The following is a 20,065-nucleotide window of genomic DNA, read 5'->3' on the forward strand; positions in this document are numbered from 1 at the left end:
CGCGATTGCTCGCTGCCGCGTCTTCCGCTGTCCACAGGCTGCGGCTATTCATATGACTGGCGTCGGCGGACCGGTCATCCTCGGGGGATGACTGCGAACGAAGTGGAACAGGACAGCCGTGCCAGGCGCTCGGCCGCGGCCCGTGGCGCCGCCCGCGTCCTGCACCGCTCCCCTCTGCACATCCCGCTCGCCGAACGCCTCTCCGCGCTCGCGGCGGCCGCTCCCGAGGTCGTCGGCGCGGACGAGGCCACCGACATCTACGGGGACGGCGTCGTCGCCACCCTGGAGGAGGAGGTGGCGCGTCTGCTCGGCAAGGAGGCGGCTGTCTTCTTCCCGACCGGCACCATGGCCCAGCAGGTCGCCCTGCGCTGCTGGGCGGGTCGCACCGGGAACGCGACGGTGGCACTGCACCCCAAGGCGCACCCCGAACTCCACGAAGGCGGCGCGTTCACCACGGTCAGCGGGCTGCGCACGGTGCACCCGACGGACGAGCCGCGTCTGCCCACGGCAGGCGAGGTGCGGGAGTTTCCCGAGCCCTTCGGGGCGCTGATGCTCGAACTACCGCTGCGGGACGCCGGTTTCGTCCTGCCGTCCTGGGAGGAGCTGGCCGCGGTCGTGGAGGCGGCGCGCGAACGGGACGCGGTCGTGCATATCGACGGCGCGCGCCTGTGGGAGTGCACGCCGCACTTCGGCCGTCCCCTCGGGGAGATCGCGGGGCTCGCGGACACCGTGTACGTGTCGTTCTACAAGTCCCTGGAGGGGCTGAGCGGGGCGGCGCTCGCCGGGCCGCTCACGCTCGTCGAGGAGGCGCGGGTGTGGCGCCATCGGTACGGAGGACAGCTGTTCCAGCAGTTCCCGGCCGCGGTCTCGGCCCTGCTGGGCCTGAAGCACGTCCTGCCACGGCTGCCCGCTTACGTCGCCCACGCGCGCGTGGTGGCCGAGGCGCTGCGCGAGGGGTTCGCGGCCGCCGGGCTGCCCTGGTCGCGCGTACATCCGGAGCGGCCGCACACCCACCAGTTCCAGGTGTGGCTGCCGTACGCGTCCGAGGTGCTGGACGAGGCCTCGCTGAGGCAGGCCGAGGAGACGAGGACCTCTCTGTTCGGCCGCTGGTTCGCGGACGGGCCGCCCGGCCTCTCGGTCACGGAGGTCACCGTGACCGAGGAGGGCCTCGGGTGGACGGCCGACGACGTCAAGGAAGCGGTCGCGGAGTTCGTACGGCGGCTCCCCCGCTGAGGCGGCTGCCCCGGGCGAGGCGGGCCAGCGCGGCGCGGATCCTGCCGCGGGCGGGGCGTTCTCGCACGACCGCGCGGAAGCGGCCGTAGTCGCGCACCTCCCGGACGGCCTGCCAGTCGTGGTGGCCGGGGGCGGGCGGCGCCGCTTCGCCGTGCTGGGCGGCGCGGTAGGTGTCGAGCAGGTACTGCTGGGTGACGTTCATGACGTATCGCCTCTCGGGATAAATGGTACTTATCGGGCACAACTCGGTCGCGCTGTCCCATGGGTGGAGGAAGGAGGGAAGGAGGGGGCCGGAGGCTTCGGTGGCTCCGGGCGATGACCTCAGACTGCTCCCGCGAACCCGTCCCCGTCGCGTCGATTGACGGCGGCCGTCAATCGACGGCCGCGCTGTCAGTGGCGCGGTGCACCATGAGGGCATGAGCGTGAGCATCGACATCAGCGGGCTGTCCCACGAGCGGATCCATGTCGTGCCCTCGCCCCTGGCCGAGCTGGGCATGGCGCTGCACGCGCTCTCCGAGCCGGGCCACCACCCGGGGCTCCAGGGCTGGGCGACGGCCGTCTCGGCGCGTCTGGACCCGTGCCTGGCGGACCGCCTGTGCGAGGCCGACTTCCTGTGGCGCTCGACGTTCTCGGACGTGTTCGCGCCCTTCGCCGGCCTCCCGGGGCGCAGCACGCTCCCCGGGGCCACGCTCGCCGAGGAGCTGGACCAGCTGGACAAGCTGACGGACGAGCAGTTCGTGGACGCCGCCCTGGAGTTCACCTGTCAGTCGACGTATTCGGAGTCGGACAGCAATCTGCTGGCCGACCCCGCCGTGCAGCGGCGCGCGCTGGACCTCGCCGCCGCCCGCGGCCCGCAGCAGGTGAAGTTCACCCAGCGCCTCCTGGACGAGCCGCCGGTCGTGCGCGCGTGGCTGCGCAAGCTCCTGGAGGACTGCGACGAGGCGTTCTTCGCCGACACCTGGGCCCGCCTGAGCCATCAACTGGCCGCGGACGCCCGCCTCAAGACCGACCTCCTGCGGCGCAAAGGCCTCGCGGAGGCCCTGAAGGCGCTCTCCGGGGCGGTGTCCCTGGACGAGAGCGAGCAGCTCATCACCGTCGACAAGATCACCACGGGGCGTACGACCACGGGCTCCGGAGGTCTGGTGCTCGTGCCGACCAGTCTCGGCTGGCCGCACGTGATGGTGCTGCACCGAAAGGGCTGGCAGGCCTGCATCACGTACCCCATCAGCGCCCCCGGTCTCACCACCCCGCCCACTGTGGAGCAGCTGACCCGCCGTATGGCCGCGCTCGCCCACCCGGTGCGGATGCGCCTGTGTCGCCACCTCGCGCGCGGGTCGTACACCACGAGCGAGCTGGCGGACGCGCACGGCATGACGGCACCGGAGATATCCCGGCACCTGAGCGTCCTGAAGAAGGCCGACCTGATCACCACGCGGCGGCGGGGCCGCTATGTGCAGCACCAGTTGGACATCAGCGTGGTGTCACGGCTGGGCAGCGACTTCATCGAGGGCGTCCTGCGCTAGGCCGATGCCGGCCCGCCACGGGCAGGCGCTAGGAGTTGCCCCCGGCCCGCACGAGCCCCGTCTCGTACGCGAGGACCACGACCTGCACCCGGTCCCGCAGATCCAGCTTGGTCAGGATGCGGCCGACGTGCGTCTTCACGGTGGCCTCCGAGAGGACGAGGCGCGCGGCGATCTCGCCGTTCGACAGACCCTGCGCGACGAGGATCATCACCTCGCGCTCACGGGCCGTCAGCCGCTCCAGCTCCTTGTGCTGCGGCTGCCCGCCCGCGTTCGGCAGCATCGGCGCGAAGCGGTCGAGCAGGCGCCGCGTGGTGGACGGCGCGACGACCGCGTCACCGCTGTGCACGGAGCGGATCGCGGCGAGCAGCTCCTCCGGAGGCACGTCCTTGAGCATGAACCCGGAGGCGCCCGCCTTCAGCCCCGAGAAGGCGTACTCGTCGAGGTCGAAGGTGGTCAGGATCAGCACCTTCGGCGGGTTCGGGCCCTGGCAGACGCGCCGGGTCGTCTCGACGCCGTCCAGTTTCGGCATGCGTACGTCCATCAGCACCACGTCGACCTTGGTCGAACGCAGCACCTCCAGGGCCTCCACGCCGTCACCCGCCTCGGCGACGACCTCCATGTCCGGCTGTGCGGCCAGCACCATCCGGAACCCGGTGCGCAGCAGCGCCTGGTCGTCGACGAGCAACACGCGGATGGACATCTAGGAGTCCCTTCGAGGGGGGCGGGGGAGGGAGGCGACAGAGAGGAGGCGGGGAATGGGTCGGTCGGTCGGACGGGGCCACGTTCAGTGTGCTGGTTTGAGCGGCAGCAGCGCGCTGATCCGGAAGCCGCCGCCGGGGCGCGGTCCCGCGTCCAGGGTGCCGCCGACCATGCCGACGCGCTCGCGCATGCCGATCAGGCCGTGCCCGCGGCCGTCGGCGCCGCCGTCCTCGTACAGCTCGTGCGGGGCGCCCCTGCCGTCGTCCTCGACGAGCAGCCCCAGGCCGTCGTCGAAGTAGACCAGGCGCACGCTCGCGCCCGCGTTCTCGCCGCCGTGCTTGCGCGTGTTCGTGAGCGCCTCCTGCACGATGCGGTACGCGGTGAGTTCCACGCCGCTGGGCAGGGGGCGCGGGGTGCCCTCGACCTTGTAGTCGACGGGCAGACCGGCCGTGCGCACCTGTTCGATCAGCTCGTCGAGCTGCTGGACATCGGGCTGCGGGACGTACTCGGAACCCTCCTCGGGCTCACCCGTGCGCAGCACGCCCAGCAGGCGGCGCATCTCGGCGAGGGCCTGGCGGCCGGTGCCCGAGATGGTCTCCAGAGCCTTCTTGGCCTGGTCGGGTGCGGTGTCCATGACGTACGCGGCGCCGTCGGCCTGGACCACCATCACCGAGACGTTGTGCGCGACGACGTCGTGCAGCTCACGCGCGATGCGGGCCCGTTCGGCGGCCACCGCGACCTTCGACTGCGCCTCCCGCTCCTTCTCCAGCCGGGCGGCGCGCTCCTCCAGCTGGGCCAGATAGGCGCGGCGGGTGCGGATGGAGTCGCCGAGGACCCACGCGAGCGCGAAGGGAACTATCTGGAAGATCGTGAAGAGGACGCTGCCGACGACGGTGACGCCCTCCCCGGGCCAGCGCATCGACGCGAGCGGAGCCGCGCACAGGCCGCCCACCAGCGCGAACCGCGAGGCCCACCGCGCCCCGTCGGCGGCCGCGGTGTAGATGATCACCAGCATGGCGAAGTCCGCCGGCATCACCCTCACATCGAGGACGAGCTGGCAGACGCCGAGGACCGCGGCGAGCACGAGCATCCGCTCGGTCGCCCTCCGTCGCAGCGCGAGCACCAGGCTCATTCCGAGGACGACCGGGATCACCGCGATTCCCGCCACGGGGCCGTTCACGTCGGCCATGGACACCAGACCGAGCCCGGAGATCCCGAGCAGGACGAGGGCCCAGAAGCCGTCGACCCCTGTCGGGTGTCTGCGGAGGAAGTCATAGAGGCGGTGCACGTAACCCAGCGTAGGCAGCCCGAAGGCACCCCGGGGTCAACCGGAGGTGCGATCCATATCGAGCACGTGTACTCCCCAAGGTGGAGGCCCGCTTAGCCTGCGCCCTGTGACGTATGAAGACAACGGCGGCGGGGCGGACGCCCCGCGCGGCTGGCGCGAGGCCATGGAGGCGGCCCTGTACGGCCCTGACGGCTTCTACCGCCGCCCTGAGGGACCCGCGGGACACTTCCGTACCTCCGTGCACGCCTCGCCCCTCTACGCGGCCGCGGTGGCCCGGCTGCTGTGCCGGGTCGACGAGGTGCTGGGCCACCCGGAAGAGATCGCCTTCGTGGACATGGGCGCGGGCCGCGGCGAGCTGACCGCGGGTGTGCTCGCCGCGCTCCCCGCCGATGTGGCGGCACGCGTGCGCGCGTACGCGGTGGAGCGCGCGGAGCGCCCCCCCGGACTTGATCCGCGCATCATCTGGCGGGCCGGTCCGCCGACCGGCGTGACGGGCCTGCTCTTCGCCAACGAGTGGCTCGACAACGTCCCTGTGGACATCGCCGAGGTGGCCGCCGACGGAACGGCGCGCCGGTTGCTCGTACGCGACGACGGCACCGAGTCGCTGGGCGGCCCCGTGGCGGGGCCGGACGCCGCGTGGCTGGCGCGCTGGTGGCCCCTTGGGGCCGAGCCCGGCCTGCGCGCGGAGATCGGCCGCCCCCGGGACGAGGCGTGGGCCGCGGCGGTGGCGGGTCTGGAGCGCGGCCTCGCGGTCGCCGTCGACTACGCGCACGACCGGCAGGGGCGCCCGCCCTTCGGGACGCTCACGGGCTTCAGGGAGGGCCGCGAGACGGCTCCCGTGCCGGACGGCAGCTGCGACATCACCGCGCACGTGGCGCTGGACGCGTGCGCGATGGAGGGGGCCGTGCTGCTCACCCAGCGGGCGGCGCTCGGCGCGCTCGGGGTGAGCGGCGGCCGTCCCCCACTGTGGCTGGCCTCCGAGGACCCGGCGGCGTACGTACGCGCTCTCGCGCGCGGGGGGCAGGCCGCCGAGCTGACGGCTCCCGGCGGGCTAGGGGACTTCGGATGGCTGGTGCAGCCCGTCGGCATGCCCGCCGGCGCCGCGCTACTTGTCGATGTCGCCGACCACGAAGAAGAGTGACCCCAGGATCGCCACCATGTCCGCGACCAGCTGCCCCGGAAGCAGTTCGGCGAGCGCCTGGATGTTGTTGTACGACGCCGAGCGCAGCTTCAGGCGGTACGGGGTCTTCTCGCCCTTGGAGACCAGGTAGTAACCGTTGATGCCGAGGGGGTTCTCGGTCCACGCGTACGTGTGGCCCTCGGGGGCCTTGAGGACCTTCGGCAGACGCTGGTTGATCGGCCCCCGCGGGAGTTCCGCGATCCGGTCCAGGCAGGCGTCGGCGAGGTCGAGGGCGTTGTGGGTCTGCTCCAGGAGGCACTCGAAGCGGGCCAGGCAGTCGCCCTCCTGGCGCGTGACGACCTTCAGGGTGTCCTGGAGTTCGGCGTACGCGAGGTAGGGCTCGTCGCGGCGCAGGTCGAAGTCCACCCCCGAGGCACGGGCGATGGGCCCGCTCACTCCGTAGGCGTGCACCGCCTCGGGGCTGAGGACGCCGACACCGCGCGTGCGGCCCCGGAAGATTTCGTTGCCGAGCACCAGACGGTCGTACACGTCCATGCGCGAACGCACCGAAGCGACCGCCTCACGCGCGCGGGAAGTCCATCCGGCGGGCAGGTCCTCCTTGAGGCCGCCCACGCGGTTGAACATGTAGTGCATGCGTCCGCCGGAGATCTCCTCCATCACGTTCTGGAGTTCCTCGCGCTCACGGAACGCGTGGAACACCGGGGTGATCCCGCCCAGTTCGAGGGGGTAGGACCCCAGGAACATCAGGTGGTTGAGCACGCGGTTCAGCTCGGCGAGCAGCGTGCGGGTCCACACCGCGCGCTCGGGGACCTCCATGCCGAGCATCCGCTCGACGGCCAGCACCACGCCGAGTTCGTTCGAGAACGCCGACAGCCAGTCGTGGCGGTTGGCCAGCATCACGATCTGCCGGTAGTCCCGGGCCTCGAAGAGCTTCTCCGCGCCGCGGTGCATATAGCCGATGACCGGCTCCGCGTGCTGGATGCGCTCGCCGTCCAGGACGAGGCGCAGACGGAGCACGCCGTGCGTGGACGGGTGCTGGGGGCCGATGTTGAGCACCATGTCGGTGCTCTCGGCCGCGCCGCCGATGCCGAGCGTGGTCTGCGTGGTGGTCTCCGCCGTGGGACTCATGCGGACAGTCTCTCGCACGCGCCGGCCCGAGGGGCGGCCTACTCGGCCTACGCCGTCGACGTACGGCCTACGCGGTTGTCGGAGGCCGTACGTAGGCTGGGGGCATGGAAACGGGGACGGCAGGGGCCGCGGGCCCCGCGGGGGCGCGGACCGAGCCGGTGTGGACGGGGCTGCCACGAGGTCTGCTGAGGATGCGGCGGCTGCTGCTCGTGGTCTGGCTGGTGCCGATCGCCGCGGCGGTCGGCGTGCTGCTCGGCCTGTTCGCGGGCCCGGCCTGGGCGGCCTTCGCGCTGCTGCCGCTCGCCCTCGTGGCGTGGGGCTGGCCGATGCTCGGGCGCAACTGGCTCTCGTGGCGGTACGCCGAGCGCGAGGACGACCTGCTCATCAGCAGGGGCGTGCTCTGGCGCGAGGAGACCGTCGTGCCGTACGGCAGGATGCAGCTCGTCGAGGTGACCTCGGGCCCTGTGGAGCGGCACTTCGGCCTGGCGAGCGTGCAGCTGCACACCGCCGCCGCCGCCACCGACGCGCGCATCCCGGGGCTGCTCCCCGAGGAGGCCGAGCGGCTGCGCGACCGGCTGACGGAGCTGGGCGAAGCACGATCGGCGGGGCTGTGAGCGGCGGCGGAGCCGTGGACGACACGCGCATAGCCGCGGCCGAGGGCGCAGCCGTGGTGAGTGAGCGGCGACTGCATCCCGTGACGCCGCTGAGGCGTGCCTGGGCGCCCTTCGCGGTCCTGGTGGGCTGGGCCGTCCACGACCCGAACGGCACACAGCAGCGCCTTTCCGAACTGACGGCCACCACCTTGCTGCTGGGGAGCGCGGCGGTGCTCCTCGGCGGCGCCGCGTACGGCTTCCTGAGCTGGTGGTTCACTCACTTCGCGGTCACCGACACCGAACTGCGCATCCGCACCGGGCTGTTCTTCCGGCGCACCGCCCACATCCGGCTCGACCGCCTCCAGGCCGTCGACGTGACGCGGCCGCTGCTCGCCCGTATCGCGGGGGTCGCCAAGCTGAAGCTGGATGTCGTCGGCGCCGACAAGAAGGACGAACTCGCCTACCTCGGCGAGCGCGACGCCGCCGAACTGCGGGCCGAGCTTCTCGCGCGGGCCGCCGGTTTCGCCCCCGAGAAGGCGCGCGAGGTCGGCGAGGCGCCGGTGCGCGCCCTGCTGCACGTACAGCCGCGCATGCTCGCCCTCTCCCTGATGCTGACCGGCGCGCCCTGGGTGATGCTCGTCGCCGCGACCGTCGTCCCGACGGGCCTGTGGTTCGCCACGCACAACCTGTGGACGGTCCTCGCCACCGGACTGCCCATGCTGGGCGGCGCGTTCGCGAGCAGCGGCGGGCGCTTCATCAAGGAGTACGACTGGACGGTGGGCGAGTCCCCGGACGGCCTGCGCATCGACCACGGGCTCCTCGACAAGGCCCACGAGACCGTGCCGCCGGGCCGCGTGCAGACCGTGCACATCGTCCAGCCCCTGCTGTGGCGGCGGTACGGCTGGGTGCGGGTGGAGCTGGACGTGGCGGGCTCGGCCAACACCGTGCTGGTGCCGGTGGCCCCGCGTGAGCTGGCAGAGGCGGTGATCGCCCGCGTCCTGCCGGGCGCACGCGTGCCGGAGCCCGCCGAGCTGTCCAGGCCTCCCGCGCGCGCGGCGTGGTGCGTGCCGCTCTGGTGGAAGGGGCAGGGCCTCACGGTCACCGACGCGGTGTTCGCGGCGCGGCACGGCCTGCTCAAGCGCCGCCTGTCGCTGGTGCCGCACGCCAAGGTGCAGAGCGTGCGGCTCTCGCAGGGGCCCTGGGAGCGGTACAAGGGCGTGGCCGACGTACGAGTGGACACGGGCGCCAACAAGACGGTGACGGCCCGCCTGCGCCCCGCGGACGAGGCGGCCGCGCTCCTCCAGTCCCAGGCGGACCGCTCCCGTACCGGCCGCATCGAGGCGCGCCCGGATCGCTGGATGGCGTGAGGTAGGGCCTGTGTCCCCCGGGTGGGGACGCGGGGAATTGCGTTACGCCCCGTCAGGCGAGCGGAAACCGTGTGCCGCCCCGACACGGGCACGGAGACCACGTCCCCGCCACGTCAGAGACGCGGAGAACCGCCGTCCCGCCCCCTCAGGCGCGCGAAGACCGTGTGCCGCCCCGACACGGGCGCGGAGACCACGTCCCCGCCACGTCAGAGACGCGGAGAACCGCCGTCCCGCTCCCTCAGGCGCGAGGAACCGCGCGACCAGCCACCCACCACCCGCGGAAGAACTCCACCGCGCCCCGACCGGCGGAAACCGTCACGCCCGCAGGGCCGTCCGCAGCTCCGCGATGTCGATCTGTTCCGTCTCGTCGTGCGCGGTCAGGTCGATGACCTGGCCCACGCCGCGTGCCGCGTCGCCCGCCTCACCCGCGGCCGGCGCGTCCTTGAAGTCCGCCTCGGCCTCCGCCTTGTGGACCGCGAGGGCCTCCTCGCCCACCACGTCGGCGAGGTCCTCGTTCTGCACGGACTCCAGCGCGGCCGGAGCCGCGCCCTTCGTACCGAAGAAGTCGAACCCGCCCCGGGGCGCCTGGCGCCGCGCCTTGACGGGCGGCGCGACGGCGACCGCGCGCTCGTGCCCGCCGAATCCGTCGGCCGCCCCGGACTTCCCCCGGCGGTCACCCCGCGGCTCGTCCTCCGCCTGGCGGGGCGCCTCGGGCGCGACCGGCACCGGCGGGGTCAGACGGTCGAGCGCCGCGTTGGCCCGCAGGAAGAGCGAGGAGGTGAGGCCCGCGCCCGCCCCGAGGGACGGTGTGGCGCCACCTTCGCCCCGCGCGGCAGGACCCGCGACGGAGTCCTCCTTGCGCGACGCCGGCACCGGCGCCCCGGCCCGCACCGCGGGCACCAACTCCGAGGCCCCCGTGCCAGATCCCGTGCCGGACCCCGCCGCCAGCTCGGGCGTCGACGAGGTCGCCTCGATGGCGAGCAGACGCCGCCCCTCCAGGGCACTGGCCCGCTCGGTCTCCGCGGTCGCGTACCGCCGCAGCAGCGCGGCGTGTTCGTTGCGCAGCGCGGCCAGCTCGGAACGCTTGGCGCGCAGCTTGGTCTCCAGCTTGCCGCGCAGCTCGCGGGACTCCTCGAGGTCGGACTCGGCCTCGGCTATCCGCTCCTCGTGACGCCACTCGTCGCTCGCTCGCGCGCGCGTGAGTTCGGCGACGCGCTTACCGGCCGCCAGGTCCCAGCGCCGCATGACGACCGAGCCGACGACCGCGGCGGCCGCCGCCGCGGCGACGAGCCCGCGGAGCACGATCGGTTCCGCGAACATCCAGGCTCCGCCGGCGCAGAGAACAGAGACGCCTGCGACCGTCGAAGGGGGAAGCAGCCTGTGCAGGGGTGGGGAATGGCGGTGACGTCCACGTGGCATGGCCAGAAACTTACCGCGCGTAGGCGAAGTGTGGAGCCCTGCCCGGCAAAAAGCAGGTGCCACATCCATAACTCGTCACAACTCCCCACCCCTCCTCCGCTTTGCTCCGGCGATCAACTTCCGATCAGGTGCTTCGACTCCAGATACTCCTTGGCGACATCCGCTTCCTTCTGACGCTCCTCGTCGACCTTCCGGTTGAGTTCGATGAGGTCTTCCGTCGTGAGCGTCTTGGTGAGCTTCGCGAGCGCGTCGGCTATCTCCTTGCCGCCCGCTTCCTTGGCGTTGACCACGGGAAGGATGTTGTCCGCGTTCTGGAGCTTCTTGTCGTCCTCGAGGATCACGAGGTCGTAGTTCTTCAGCGTCGCGTCGGTCGTCGTGGTCAGCACCAACTGATCCGTGCCGTTCTTGACGGCCTGCTTGGACGGCGTGGTGCCGACGCCCTTGGGGTCGATTGCGGCGACATCGATCCCGTACTTCTTCTTCAGGCCGGGTGCGCAGAACGGCCGGGTCTCGCATTCGTCGCCCGCCGCGATCCGCACCTTCTCCCCCGACTTGCCGAGATCCGAGAGCGTCTTGAGCTTGTGCTTCTCGGCGTATTCCTTGGAGACCGCGAACGCGTTCTGGTCGACCGCGTCGCCCGCCGGGAGCACCTTCAGACCCTGCGGCTTCGCGAGCTTCTCCAGCGCGCTCACCGTGGCGTCGAGATCGCTGGAGGCGACGGTCTTGGCCTTGGGGCCGTTCTTCTCGAGGTTGAGGAATTCCGTGAGCGTCGCCGCGTATTCGGGCGCGATGTCGATCGTGCCCTTCTTCAGTTCGGGCTTGTAGATCTCGCGGTTCTGCACGGTCTTGACCTGCGCGTCATATCCGGCCTCCTCAAGAACGCCCACGTACAGCTCGGCGAGGACCTTCTGCTCGGTGAAGCGTGCCGAGCCCACCACGAGCGAGCCCTTCTTGCCGTCGCCCGCCTTGTCCGACCCCTTGCCGTCGTCCTCCAGGCTGTCCCCGCCGCACGCGGCGAGCCCCGCGGTCAGCGCCACGGCGACCGCGGCCGCCCCTGCCATCCGTCGCGCGCGACGCGTTGTGCTGTTCATCGGTGAACCACCATTTCGAAAAGGAGAGAAGACAAAACTCAGTGGGTCGTCCCGCCGGACCGCCGCATCGGGTCGAAGACGCGCCCGGCCACCACCAGGACCCCCTCCACCAGGAGCGCGAGCAGCGCCACCAGGACGGCGCCCGCCACCACTTGGGGGGTGTTCTGCAAGTTGAACCCGGCGGTGATGATCCGGCCGAGGCCGCCCTCACCCGCCATCGCGGCGAGGGTGGCGGTCGCGACGACCTGCACCCCGGCGGAGCGGATCCCGGTCATGATCAGTGGATACGCCAGCGGCAGCTCGACCCGCGCGAACAACTGCCCGCCGCTCATGCCCATCCCTCGCGCCGCCTCCACCACCGCCCGGTCGACCTCGCGCATCCCGAGGTAGGCGTTGGTCAGCAGCGGCGGCACGGCGAAGAGGACCAGCGCGATCAGCGTCGGGGCGTCGCCGTGCTCACCGAGCGGGGTGAGCGTGAGCAGGATCAGCAGGGCCAGCGTGGGCACCGCGCGGCCGACGTTGGAGATGTTGACCGCGAGGGCGCCGCCCTTGCCGATGTGGCCGAGGTACAGCGCGAGGGGCAGCGCGATCAGGCAGGCGACGGCGAGGCAGACACCGCTGAAGTACAGGTGCTCGGCCAGGCGGTGCCACACCCCCTTCTCGCCCTGCCAGTTGGCGCCCGTGGTCAGCCAGTCGTACGCACCGGTGATCGCGTTCATGCAGGTTCAGCCACCTTGGCCACGGCCGCCTTGCGCGCGGCTCGGCTCGTCCGTATTCGATGGGCCCTCGTCCAGGGCGTCAGCCACCGCTGGAGAGCGAGCAGCAGCAGGTCGGCGGCGACGGCGAGCAGCAGGCAGAGCACGGACGCCGTGAGCACCTGCGCCTTGAAGGTCGTGTCGAGTCCGTCGAGGATCAGGGTGCCGAGGCCGCCGTAGTCGACGATGGCGCCGACGGTCGTCAGCGCGACCGTGGAGACCGTGGTGATGCGCACGCCGGCCAGCAACGCGGGCAGCGCGAGCGGCAGCTCCACCTCCCACAGGAGCCTCAGCGGGCCGTACCCCATCCCCTTGGCGGCGTCCCGCGCCTCTTCGGGGACGGCCCGCAGGCCCGCGAGGATGTTCCGCACGAGGACCGTGAGGGAGTACAGCACCAGGCCGGTGACGACCAGTGAGGCCGAGAGGCCGAAGAACGGCAGGAGCAGCGAGAACATCGCGAGCGAGGGGACCGAGTACAGCACGGTCGTCACGCCGAGGATCGGCCCGGCGAGGAAGCGCCACCGCCGGGCGAGGAGGGCGAGCGGCAGGGACACGGCGAGGCCTATCGCCACCGAGGCGAGCGTGATCCCGACGTGCTGAAGGGTCGCGTCGGTCAACTCCTGGCTGCGCGTGCGGAGATATTCCCCGCAGATCCAGTCGTTCGTCACCAGACAGTTCTGCTCGGCCACGCGCCCCACCTCCCCCGAATTCCCGGACGTATGCCGCACACACGTCCCCCCGTGTCTGGCGACCCTAACGCGCGGCACTGACAATCGCCGAGACTCGTCGTACGGCCGCAACACGGCCGTCACGCACAGCCCGCCTCCGCCCGCCACAATGGGGAAACATGATCCGGTTCGAGCACGTCACCAAGCGATACGCGGACGGCACCACCGCCGTCGACGATCTGTCCTTCGAGGTCGCCGAGGGTGAACTGGTCACGCTCGTCGGCCCGTCGGGCTGCGGCAAGACGACCACGATGAAGATGGTGAACCGGCTCATCGAGCCGAGCGAGGGGCGGATATTCGTCGACGGGGACGACATATCCGCCATCGATCCCGTTCAGCTGAGACGCCGCATCGGCTACGTCATCCAGCAGGTCGGCCTCTTCCCGCACAAGACGGTCCTGGAGAACACGGCGACCGTCCCGCACCTCCTCGGCGTCAAGCGCGGCAAGGCCCGTGAGCGCGCGGCCGAACTCCTCGACCTGGTCGGCCTCGACCCCGCCGTCTTCGGCGGCCGCTACCCCGAGCAGCTCTCCGGGGGCCAGCGCCAGCGCGTCGGCGTGGCCCGCGCGCTGGCGGCCGATCCGCCCGTCCTCCTCATGGACGAGCCGTTCGGCGCGGTCGACCCGGTGGTGCGCGAGCACCTTCAGAACGAGTTCCTGCGCCTTCAGCAGTCCGTGCGCAAGACCGTGCTCTTCGTCACGCACGACATCGAGGAGGCCGTCCGCCTCGGCGACCGCATCGCCGTCTACGGCGAGGGCCGCATCGAGCAGTTCGACACCCCGTCCACCGTGCTCGGCGCCCCCGCCAACGCGTACGTGGCCGACTTCGTCGGCGCGGACCGCGGGCTGAAGCGTCTCTCCGTGACGCCGATCGAGGAGGGCGACCTGGAGCAGCCCCCCGTGGTGCACCTGGACGACCCGCTCCCCCGGGAGCTGGACGCCCGCTGGGCGGTCGTCCTGGACGGCGACAACAACCTGCACGGCTGGATCTCCGCAGAGCACGCGCGCGTGGGCACCGGCACGGTCCGCGAGCACGCCCGCCGCATGGAGGCGTGGCTCCCGGTGGGCGCGAGTCTGAAGCAGGCGTTCGCGACGATGCTCCAGCACGACGCGGGCTGGATCGCGGTCATCGACAAGGAGAGCGAGGGCCGTTTCCTGGGCGTCCTGACGCCGGCCCGGCTGCATGAGGCGCTGCGCCGCTCGACGGCGGCGGACGCCCGTGACATCGCGCGGGCGGAGGTCGAACTGGAGACGATCGCGGCGATCGGCGCCGACTGACGGGGAGACGGGCGGCGATGGACGTCGGCTGACCGTCGGTCATCCGGGCCGCGGGCGCTGTCAGTTGTCGTTGAGGCGGCCGCTCATCCACTGGAGGGTGGCGGGGATCTCCCTGCGCCAGGTGTTGAAGTTGTGCCCACCGCTGTCGAGCGTGATCGAGGACACGCGCGTGGGCGCCTTCACCTTGTCGATGAACCTCAGGGTGTCCCGGTAGTTGTCCTCGCCCTTCTTGCTGCTGGTCACGAGGAGGGACGTCTTGGGCGCCGGCTTGTGGTCGAGGTACCACATGAGGTTGGCCTCGCGCTCCAGTTGCTCGTCACCGTGGAAGAGGTCGCCGGTGGTGACGTCGATGGGCGCCTTGTAGTAGGCCGACAGGCCCGCGGCGGCGCCGTACTTGTCGGGGTGGTGCATGGCGAGCTTCAGGGCGCAGTAGCCGCCCGTGGAGTCGCCGACGACGCCCCAGTTCCGGGCCTTGGTGCCCACCCTGTAGTGCTGCGAGATCGCGTCGGGGAGGTCCTTGGCGAAGAACGTCTCGGCCTGCGGGCCGCCGGGGATGTCCACGCACTCCGTGTCGCGCGGCGGCGCCACGGTCGGCCGCATCATGATCAGGATCATCGGCTGCATCTTGCCCTCGGAGGCCAGCCGGTGGGCGGTCTGGGGGTAGTGCAGCCCTTTGATGAGCGCCTCGGCGGTGCCGGGGTATCCGGTCAGGGCCACGGCCACGGGGAACGTGCGGTTGCGGTACTGCGGCTGGAAGTACTCGGGCGGCAGGTAGACGTAGGCGGGGCTGCCTATTTTCGACTCCTTGCCGCCGACCTCGATCTTCTGGATCTGGCCTCCGGTGACGGGCCGGTCGCCGCCGGGCACGCTCACGCTCTGGGTGTCGACGACCTTGACGGGCCCTGAACCCCCTTTGGCCGGATCGTGGTCCACCACTATCCCCGGGCTCGTCTCCTGGCCGAAGAGGTCGGCCCACGTGGCGTAGAAACCGAAGGCCTGGTTGGCCGCGAGACCCACCGCGGCGAAGATCGCGAGCTGGGTGGCCAGGAGCAGCCCGACGCGGCCCGTGACGGCCTTCCAGGAGCGGCGGGCGAGCCGTGGCCAGAGCCAGATGGTGCCGAAGAAGAGCAGTACGGCCAGCAAGACCGCAAGGGCGAGGACCTTGTTGCTCGTGAGACCCATGGCGTGTTCCTGCCTGCGCTTTCTACTACCGTTGCTTCGGTGTTCCCGCCGCCCGCCAGGGCCGGGGACCTGTGCCCGAGCCTTTCCAGCGGTTTCCGGACGAGAATGAACCCGTTCCCCAGAAGGACCGTCCTAGAGGGCGCAAAGGTGCCGGATGCCGCTTTGGCACCGGATTCAAGCTCTCTCGCAGAACTACGGGATGCGATGTCTGTCAGGATAGATGGCGAAATGTCGGGTGGGGTTCCGGGCGGTGACGACCGCCACCGCGACGGCCGCCTCCACCGGATTCTGCGCGGTCCGCGCCCCGAGGCCGTGCCGACCCTCGTCGCCAGAGCCTGCACGCTCGTGGGCCTGCTCAACGTCGCCGCGGGTGTCTTCCCCCGCTTCCGGCGCAGCCGCATGCACGCCATCGCGGAGGTCCTGCCCGGCGCGCTCGGCCCGTTCGCGGCCGCGCTCGCGCTCAGCTCCGGCATCCTGCTGCTCCTGCTCGCCCACGGCCTGCGGCGCCACAAGCGGCGGGCCTGGCGGGCCGCCGTGGTGCTGCTGCCCGCGGGCGCGGTGGCGCAGTTCATGTACCGGCACTCGGTGATCGGCGTCCTGATCTCGCTCGCGCTCCTCGCGCTGCTGTTGCGCCACCGGAGTGAGTTCACGGCCCTGCCCGACCCGCGCAGCCGCTGGCGGGCGCTGGCCAACTTCGTCCTCCTCGGAGCCGGTTCGATTCTGCTGGGGCTGGTGATCGTAAGCGTCCACCCCGGCAGGGTCATCGGGGACCCCAGTATCACCGACCGCCTGGAGCACGTCCTCTACGGACTCTTCGGCTTCGAGGGCCCCGTCGGCTACACCGGCAATACCTCCTGGACCGTCGGCTTCTCCCTCGGCGCCCTCGGCATGCTCACCGCCCTCACCACCATCTACCTGGCCTTCCGCCCCGAGCACCCGGCCGCGCGCCTCACCGAGGACGACGAGACGAAGCTGCGCGCCCTGCTCGACCGGCACGGCGCCCGCGACTCCCTCGGCCACTTCGCGCTCCGCCGCGACAAGGGCGTCGTCTTCTCCCCCAGCGGCAAGGCCGCCGTCACCTACCGCGTCGTCTCCGGAGTGATGCTCGCCAGCGGCGACCCCATCGGCGACGTCGAGGCCTGGCCCGGCGCCATCGAGCGCTTCATGGACGAGGCGAAGGCCCACTCCTGGACGCCCGCCGTCATGGGCTGCTCCGAGACGGGCGGCGAGGTCTGGACCCGCGAGACCGGCCTCGACGCCCTCGAACTGGGCGACGAGGCGGTGGTGGACGTCGCGGATTTCTCCCTGTCCGGGCGTGCGATGCGCAACGTACGCCAGATGGTCAAGCGGATCGAGCGCAATGGCTACGAGACGCGCGTACGGCGCATCCGTGACCTCGGCGAGCAGGAGCTGGCCAGGATCCAGCGCGCCGCCGACGACTGGCGCGGCACCGACACCGAGCGCGGCTTCTCCATGGCGCTCGGCCGCATCGGCGACCCGAACGACGGTGACTGTCTGATCGCCACCGCCCACAAGGCCGACGAGAACCCGGGCTCCTACGGCGACCTGAAGGCCATCCTGCACTTCGTCCCGTGGGGCAAGGACGGCGTCTCCCTGGACCTCATGCGCCGCGACCGCTCCGCCGACCCCGGCATGAACGAGCTGCTCATCGTGGCCGCCCTCCAGGCCGCCCCGAAGCTCGGCATCGCGCGCGTGTCCCTCAACTTCGCGATGTTCCGCGCCGCCCTCGCCCGCGGCGAGAAGATCGGCGCGGGCCCCGTCCTGCGCGCCTGGCGGGGCCTGCTGGTCTTCCTGTCCCGCTGGTTCCAGATCGAGTCCCTGTACAAGTTCAACGCGAAGTTCCGCCCCCGCTGGGAGCCCCGCTTCGTCGTCTACCGCTCCAGCAAGGACCTGCCCCGCATCGGCTTCGCCGCCATGCAGGCCGAGGGCTTCGTCACCCTCGCGCTGCCCCGGTTCCTGCGCAGGGCCACCGCGCAGCGCCGCCCCTGCCCCCACCGGAGCACGGAACGCGAGATGCAAGCGGCGTAACCCGTCCCCGTCCGGGCCTACGCTGGAGGCATGAGTACGTTGCGCGGGCGGGGAACGGTCCAGGGGCTGCCCAAGTGGGACCGCTGTGCGGTCATGGGCGTCGTGAATGTCACGCCCGACTCCTTCTCCGACGGCGGCCGCTGGTTCGACACCACGGCCGCGGTCAAGCACGGCGTCGACCTGGTCACCCAAGGCGCCGACCTCGTCGACGTCGGCGGCGAGTCCACCCGTCCCGGCGCGACCCGCGTGGACGAGGAGGAGGAACTGAAGCGCGTCGTCCCCGTGGTCAGGGGCCTGACCGCCGAAGGCGTCACCGTCTCCGTGGACACCATGCGCGCCACCGTCGCCGAGCAGGCGCTCGCCGCGGGCGCCGTACTCGTCAACGACGTCAGCGGCGGCCTCGCCGATCCGCGCATGGTCCCCGCGGTCGCCGCCGCCGGAGCCCCCTTCGTGGTCATGCACTGGCGGGGCTTCCTCACCGACATCCACGCCAAGCCCGTCTACGAGGACGTGGTCGGCGAAGTCGTCGCCGAGCTGCACGCGCGCGTGGAGGCCGCCATCGAGGGCGGCATCGCCCCCGAGCGCATCGTCGTCGACCCCGGCCTCGGCTTCTCCAAGGAGGCCGAGCACGACCTGGCCCTGCTGGCCCGCCTGGACCGGCTGCGCGGCCTCGGCCACCCCATCCTGGTGGCCGCCTCCCGCAAGCGGTTCCTCGGCCGGGTCCTTGCGGGCCCCGAGGGCGCCCCGCCACCGGCCCGGGAACGGGACGCCGCCACCGCCGCGGTCTCCGCCATCGCCGCCCACCAGGGCGCCTGGGCGGTCCGTGTGCACGAGGTGCGGGCCACGGCGGACGCCGTGCGCGTCGCCCAGGCCGTGACGGACGCGGGCGGCCACCTGTGACCGGGACGGCCCGTACCGATGTCGAACAGGTCGAGCTGGCCAACACCGCCTTCTACGAAGCACTGGAGCGCGGCGACTTCGACAAGGTCTCCGAGCTGTGGCTGGACTCCGCCCCCGACTCCGGGGCCGACGCCCCCACGGCCGACGACATCGCCGACGAGAGCGCGGACGACGGGGACGGGGACGCGGTCTCCTGCGTCCACCCCGGCTGGCCGGTTCTCACCGGCCGCGGCGAGGTCCTCAGGTCGTACGCGCTGATCATGGCGAACACGGAGTACATCCAGTTCTTCCTCACCGACCTGAAGGTCGGCGTGGCCGGTGACACCGCCCTGGTCACCTGCACCGAGAACATCCTCAGCGGCGGCCCGCCCCCGGAGGGCGGCGGCGAGCTGGGCCCTCTCGTAGGGCAGCTCGTGGTCGCCACGAACGTGTTCCGCCGCACACCCGACGGCTGGAAACTCTGGTCGCACCACGCCTCACCCGTCCTGGCCGAAACCGACGACGAAGAGGGTGACGAGACCCCCTCCTGAGTGGGTAGGGGCCAAGGAACAGTGGGGCTCGCGGGGCCGACGGGCCCCCTCGGAAGGCCCCTCGGGCGAGCACTGTCGGTGCTCGCAGGTAGATTCGATCGAGGCTGGTGTGCCGACCGCACTCGGCGCAGGCCTGCCGATACCGACGATTGCAGGAGTGATTCGCGTGGATCGTGTCGCGCTGCGCGGCCTCAAGGCCCGCGGGCACCACGGTGTCTATCCGCGGGAGCGCGAAGAGGGCCAGACCTTCATCGTGGACCTGGTTCTCGGCCTGGACACGCGAGCGGCCGCGGCCGACGACGACCTGGCGAAGACCGTGCACTACGGCGTGGTGGCCGAGGAGGTCGTGGCCGTCGTCGAGGGCGAGCCGGTCGATCTCATCGAGACCCTCGCCGAGCGCATCGCCCAGACGTGTCTGAAGCACGACGGAGTCCTGGAGGTCGAGGTGTGCGTGCACAAGCCGGACGCCCCGATCACCGTGCCCTTCGACGATGTGACCGTCACCATCACCCGGAGCCGAGTATGACTGCGCCCTTCAAAGCGGGTCAGAGCGACCCGACCGTCCAGCCGGTGCCCACCTCCGTGGTCGAGCAGGTGGACGCGGCGGACAGCACCCTGTCCAACCCCAACCGTGCCGTGATCTCCCTCGGCAGCAACCTCGGCAACCGCCTGGAGACGCTCCAGGGCGCCGTCGACGCCCTGGAGGACACCCCCGGACTGCGGGTCAAGGCGGTCTCCCCGGTGTACGAGACGGAGCCGTGGGGCGTGGCCCCCGGCACCCAGCCCTCGTACTTCAACGCCGTCGTCGTGGTGAAGACGACCCTGCCGCCCTCCTCGCTCCTGGAGCGCGCCCAGGCCGTCGAGGAGGCCTTCCACCGCGTCCGTGACGAGCGCTGGGGCCCGCGCACGATCGACGTGGACATCGTGGCGTACGCCGACGTGGTCTCCGACGACCCGGCGCTCACCCTGCCCCACCCGCGCGCGCACGAGCGTGCCTTCGTCCTCGCCCCCTGGCACGACGTCGAGCCCGATGCCCAGCTGGCCGGTCACGGCCCGGTCGCCGAGCTGCTCGCCGGCGTCACTCGCGACGGTGTCGCGCCGCGCGCCGACCTGGAACTCCGGCTGCCGGAATAGTCGTTAGGGTCTACAAGATCCTCCGCGG

20 protein-coding genes are annotated in these 20,065 nt (G+C 71.6%); 11 read left to right on the forward strand and 9 right to left on the reverse strand.

What is annotated here, in order from left to right; all coding sequences use genetic code 11:
* Positions 1 to 87 precede the first annotated feature (87 nt).
* Entirely contained in the window at positions 88 to 1,233 is a 1,146-nt protein-coding gene (locus IG54_RS0119745; RefSeq protein WP_030785702.1) for a threonine aldolase family protein, read from the forward strand.
* Here IG54_RS0119745 and IG54_RS0119750 read toward each other — a convergent pair.
* Positions 1,190 to 1,435: a hypothetical protein gene (locus IG54_RS0119750; protein WP_030785704.1), complete on the reverse strand. Its 246-nt coding sequence runs from the start codon at positions 1,433 to 1,435 to the stop codon at positions 1,190 to 1,192. The two genes, IG54_RS0119745 and IG54_RS0119750, sit on opposite strands and share 44 nt — an antisense overlap.
* 214 nt (positions 1,436 to 1,649) lie before the next feature.
* On the opposite strand from IG54_RS0119750, the gene IG54_RS0119755 reads away from it, so the two are divergent.
* Positions 1,650 to 2,756, forward strand: coding sequence for a DUF5937 family protein (locus IG54_RS0119755; RefSeq protein ID WP_030785705.1), 1,107 nt, complete (start codon positions 1,650 to 1,652; stop codon positions 2,754 to 2,756).
* A 28-nt stretch (positions 2,757 to 2,784) separates the two neighbouring features.
* Here IG54_RS0119755 and IG54_RS0119760 read toward each other — a convergent pair whose 3' ends face one another.
* Together IG54_RS0119760 and IG54_RS0119765 are read right to left on the reverse strand one after the other, a co-directional pair.
* A complete protein-coding gene (locus tag IG54_RS0119760; protein WP_030785719.1) occupies positions 2,785 to 3,456 on the reverse strand; it encodes a response regulator transcription factor in 672 nt (223 codons plus the stop codon).
* 84 nt (positions 3,457 to 3,540) lie between these two features.
* Complete coding sequence (locus IG54_RS0119765; protein WP_030785721.1) at positions 3,541 to 4,743, reverse strand: sensor histidine kinase; 1,203 nt, start codon at positions 4,741 to 4,743, stop codon at positions 3,541 to 3,543.
* A gap of 163 nt (positions 4,744 to 4,906) precedes the next feature.
* Here IG54_RS0119765 and IG54_RS0119770 point away from each other — a divergent pair, with 163 nt between their 5' ends.
* Complete coding sequence (locus IG54_RS0119770) at positions 4,907 to 5,884, forward strand: SAM-dependent methyltransferase (RefSeq protein ID WP_078594291.1); 978 nt, start codon at positions 4,907 to 4,909, stop codon at positions 5,882 to 5,884.
* Here IG54_RS0119770 and IG54_RS0119775 read toward each other — a convergent pair.
* Positions 5,849 to 7,012: an NADH-quinone oxidoreductase subunit D gene (locus IG54_RS0119775; RefSeq protein ID WP_030785725.1), complete on the reverse strand. Its 1,164-nt coding sequence runs from the start codon at positions 7,010 to 7,012 to the stop codon at positions 5,849 to 5,851. The genes IG54_RS0119770 and IG54_RS0119775 overlap by 36 nt on opposite strands.
* Before the next feature lie 104 nt (positions 7,013 to 7,116).
* On the opposite strand from IG54_RS0119775, the gene IG54_RS0119780 reads away from it, so the two are divergent.
* Positions 7,117 to 7,626: a PH domain-containing protein gene (locus IG54_RS0119780; protein WP_030785727.1), complete on the forward strand. Its 510-nt coding sequence runs from the start codon at positions 7,117 to 7,119 to the stop codon at positions 7,624 to 7,626.
* Between the two features lie 14 nt (positions 7,627 to 7,640).
* Entirely contained in the window at positions 7,641 to 8,972 is a 1,332-nt protein-coding gene (locus IG54_RS0119785; RefSeq protein ID WP_234336257.1) for a PH domain-containing protein, read from the forward strand.
* Positions 8,973 to 9,287: 315 nt separating this feature from the next.
* Here the strand turns inward: IG54_RS0119785 and IG54_RS0119790 are convergent, their stop codons facing one another.
* The 4 genes from IG54_RS0119790 to IG54_RS0119805 form a co-directional block, all read right to left on the reverse strand.
* Complete coding sequence (locus tag IG54_RS0119790; RefSeq protein WP_030785732.1) at positions 9,288 to 10,391, reverse strand: hypothetical protein; 1,104 nt, start codon at positions 10,389 to 10,391, stop codon at positions 9,288 to 9,290.
* A 113-nt stretch (positions 10,392 to 10,504) separates the two neighbouring features.
* Positions 10,505 to 11,482, reverse strand: coding sequence for an ABC transporter substrate-binding protein (locus IG54_RS0119795; RefSeq protein WP_030785735.1), 978 nt, complete (start codon positions 11,480 to 11,482; stop codon positions 10,505 to 10,507).
* 38 nt (positions 11,483 to 11,520) lie between these two features.
* The gene (locus IG54_RS0119800) at positions 11,521 to 12,201 is read right to left on the reverse strand and encodes an ABC transporter permease (protein ID WP_030785738.1); all 681 of its coding nucleotides are present in this window, start codon (positions 12,199 to 12,201) and stop codon (positions 11,521 to 11,523) included.
* Complete coding sequence (locus IG54_RS0119805; protein WP_030785741.1) at positions 12,198 to 12,926, reverse strand: ABC transporter permease; 729 nt, start codon at positions 12,924 to 12,926, stop codon at positions 12,198 to 12,200. Before IG54_RS0119805 ends, IG54_RS0119800 begins: the two co-directional genes overlap by 4 nt.
* A 158-nt stretch (positions 12,927 to 13,084) precedes the next feature.
* On the opposite strand from IG54_RS0119805, the gene IG54_RS0119810 reads away from it, so the two are divergent.
* Entirely contained in the window at positions 13,085 to 14,242 is a 1,158-nt protein-coding gene (locus tag IG54_RS0119810) for an ABC transporter ATP-binding protein (RefSeq protein WP_030785744.1), read from the forward strand.
* A gap of 60 nt (positions 14,243 to 14,302) precedes the next feature.
* Here the strand turns inward: IG54_RS0119810 and IG54_RS0119815 are convergent, their stop codons facing one another.
* Positions 14,303 to 15,424: an alpha/beta hydrolase gene (locus IG54_RS0119815; protein WP_030785747.1), complete on the reverse strand. Its 1,122-nt coding sequence runs from the start codon at positions 15,422 to 15,424 to the stop codon at positions 14,303 to 14,305.
* A 228-nt stretch (positions 15,425 to 15,652) separates the two neighbouring features.
* On the opposite strand from IG54_RS0119815, the gene IG54_RS0119820 reads away from it, so the two are divergent.
* The 5 genes from IG54_RS0119820 (at position 15,653) to folK (ending at position 20,037) form a co-directional block, all read left to right on the forward strand.
* Complete coding sequence (locus tag IG54_RS0119820) at positions 15,653 to 17,473, forward strand: phosphatidylglycerol lysyltransferase domain-containing protein (RefSeq protein ID WP_030785750.1); 1,821 nt, start codon at positions 15,653 to 15,655, stop codon at positions 17,471 to 17,473.
* A gap of 30 nt (positions 17,474 to 17,503) precedes the next feature.
* Positions 17,504 to 18,373 carry a dihydropteroate synthase gene (folP, locus tag IG54_RS0119825; protein ID WP_078594288.1) on the forward strand — a complete coding sequence of 290 codons (870 nt, stop codon included), beginning with the start codon at positions 17,504 to 17,506 and terminating at the stop codon, positions 18,371 to 18,373.
* Positions 18,370 to 18,903 carry a nuclear transport factor 2 family protein gene (locus tag IG54_RS0119830; protein ID WP_030785756.1) on the forward strand — a complete coding sequence of 178 codons (534 nt, stop codon included), beginning with the start codon at positions 18,370 to 18,372 and terminating at the stop codon, positions 18,901 to 18,903. The genes folP and IG54_RS0119830 overlap by 4 nt, the downstream gene beginning before the upstream one ends.
* A 166-nt stretch (positions 18,904 to 19,069) precedes the next feature.
* A complete protein-coding gene (folB, locus tag IG54_RS0119835; RefSeq protein WP_030785759.1) occupies positions 19,070 to 19,429 on the forward strand; it encodes a dihydroneopterin aldolase in 360 nt (119 codons plus the stop codon).
* Positions 19,426 to 20,037, forward strand: coding sequence for a 2-amino-4-hydroxy-6-hydroxymethyldihydropteridine diphosphokinase (gene folK / locus IG54_RS0119840; protein WP_030785762.1), 612 nt, complete (start codon positions 19,426 to 19,428; stop codon positions 20,035 to 20,037). Before folB ends, folK begins: the two co-directional genes overlap by 4 nt.
* Positions 20,038 to 20,065: the final 28 nt, after the last annotated feature.

The organism is Streptomyces sp. NRRL S-920 (genome assembly GCF_000717945.1).
Classification (GTDB): Bacteria; Actinomycetota; Actinomycetes; order Streptomycetales; family Streptomycetaceae; genus Streptomyces; species Streptomyces alboniger.

What these genes read in the sequence shown, in the direction of transcription:
- IG54_RS0119745 (WP_030785702.1), top strand. Translation starts at nt 88, where the DNA reads ATGACTGCGAACGAAGTGGAACAGGACAGCCGTGCCAGGCGCTCGGCC.
- IG54_RS0119750 (WP_030785704.1), bottom strand. Translation starts at nt 1,435, where the DNA reads ATGAACGTCACCCAGCAGTACCTGCTCGACACCTACCGCGCCGCCCAG.
- IG54_RS0119755 (WP_030785705.1), top strand. Translation starts at nt 1,650, where the DNA reads ATGAGCGTGAGCATCGACATCAGCGGGCTGTCCCACGAGCGGATCCAT.
- IG54_RS0119760 (WP_030785719.1), bottom strand. Translation starts at nt 3,456, where the DNA reads ATGTCCATCCGCGTGTTGCTCGTCGACGACCAGGCGCTGCTGCGCACC.
- IG54_RS0119770 (WP_078594291.1), top strand. Translation starts at nt 4,907, where the DNA reads ATGGAGGCGGCCCTGTACGGCCCTGACGGCTTCTACCGCCGCCCTGAG.
- IG54_RS0119775 (WP_030785725.1), bottom strand. Translation starts at nt 7,012, where the DNA reads ATGAGTCCCACGGCGGAGACCACCACGCAGACCACGCTCGGCATCGGC.
- IG54_RS0119780 (WP_030785727.1), top strand. Translation starts at nt 7,117, where the DNA reads ATGGAAACGGGGACGGCAGGGGCCGCGGGCCCCGCGGGGGCGCGGACC.
- IG54_RS0119790 (WP_030785732.1), bottom strand. Translation starts at nt 10,391, where the DNA reads ATGCCACGTGGACGTCACCGCCATTCCCCACCCCTGCACAGGCTGCTT.
- IG54_RS0119795 (WP_030785735.1), bottom strand. Translation starts at nt 11,482, where the DNA reads ATGAACAGCACAACGCGTCGCGCGCGACGGATGGCAGGGGCGGCCGCG.
- IG54_RS0119800 (WP_030785738.1), bottom strand. Translation starts at nt 12,201, where the DNA reads ATGAACGCGATCACCGGTGCGTACGACTGGCTGACCACGGGCGCCAAC.
- IG54_RS0119810 (WP_030785744.1), top strand. Translation starts at nt 13,085, where the DNA reads ATGATCCGGTTCGAGCACGTCACCAAGCGATACGCGGACGGCACCACC.
- IG54_RS0119815 (WP_030785747.1), bottom strand. Translation starts at nt 15,424, where the DNA reads ATGGGTCTCACGAGCAACAAGGTCCTCGCCCTTGCGGTCTTGCTGGCC.
- IG54_RS0119820 (WP_030785750.1), top strand. Translation starts at nt 15,653, where the DNA reads ATGTCGGGTGGGGTTCCGGGCGGTGACGACCGCCACCGCGACGGCCGC.
- folP (WP_078594288.1), top strand. Translation starts at nt 17,504, where the DNA reads ATGAGTACGTTGCGCGGGCGGGGAACGGTCCAGGGGCTGCCCAAGTGG.
- folK (WP_030785762.1), top strand. Translation starts at nt 19,426, where the DNA reads ATGACTGCGCCCTTCAAAGCGGGTCAGAGCGACCCGACCGTCCAGCCG.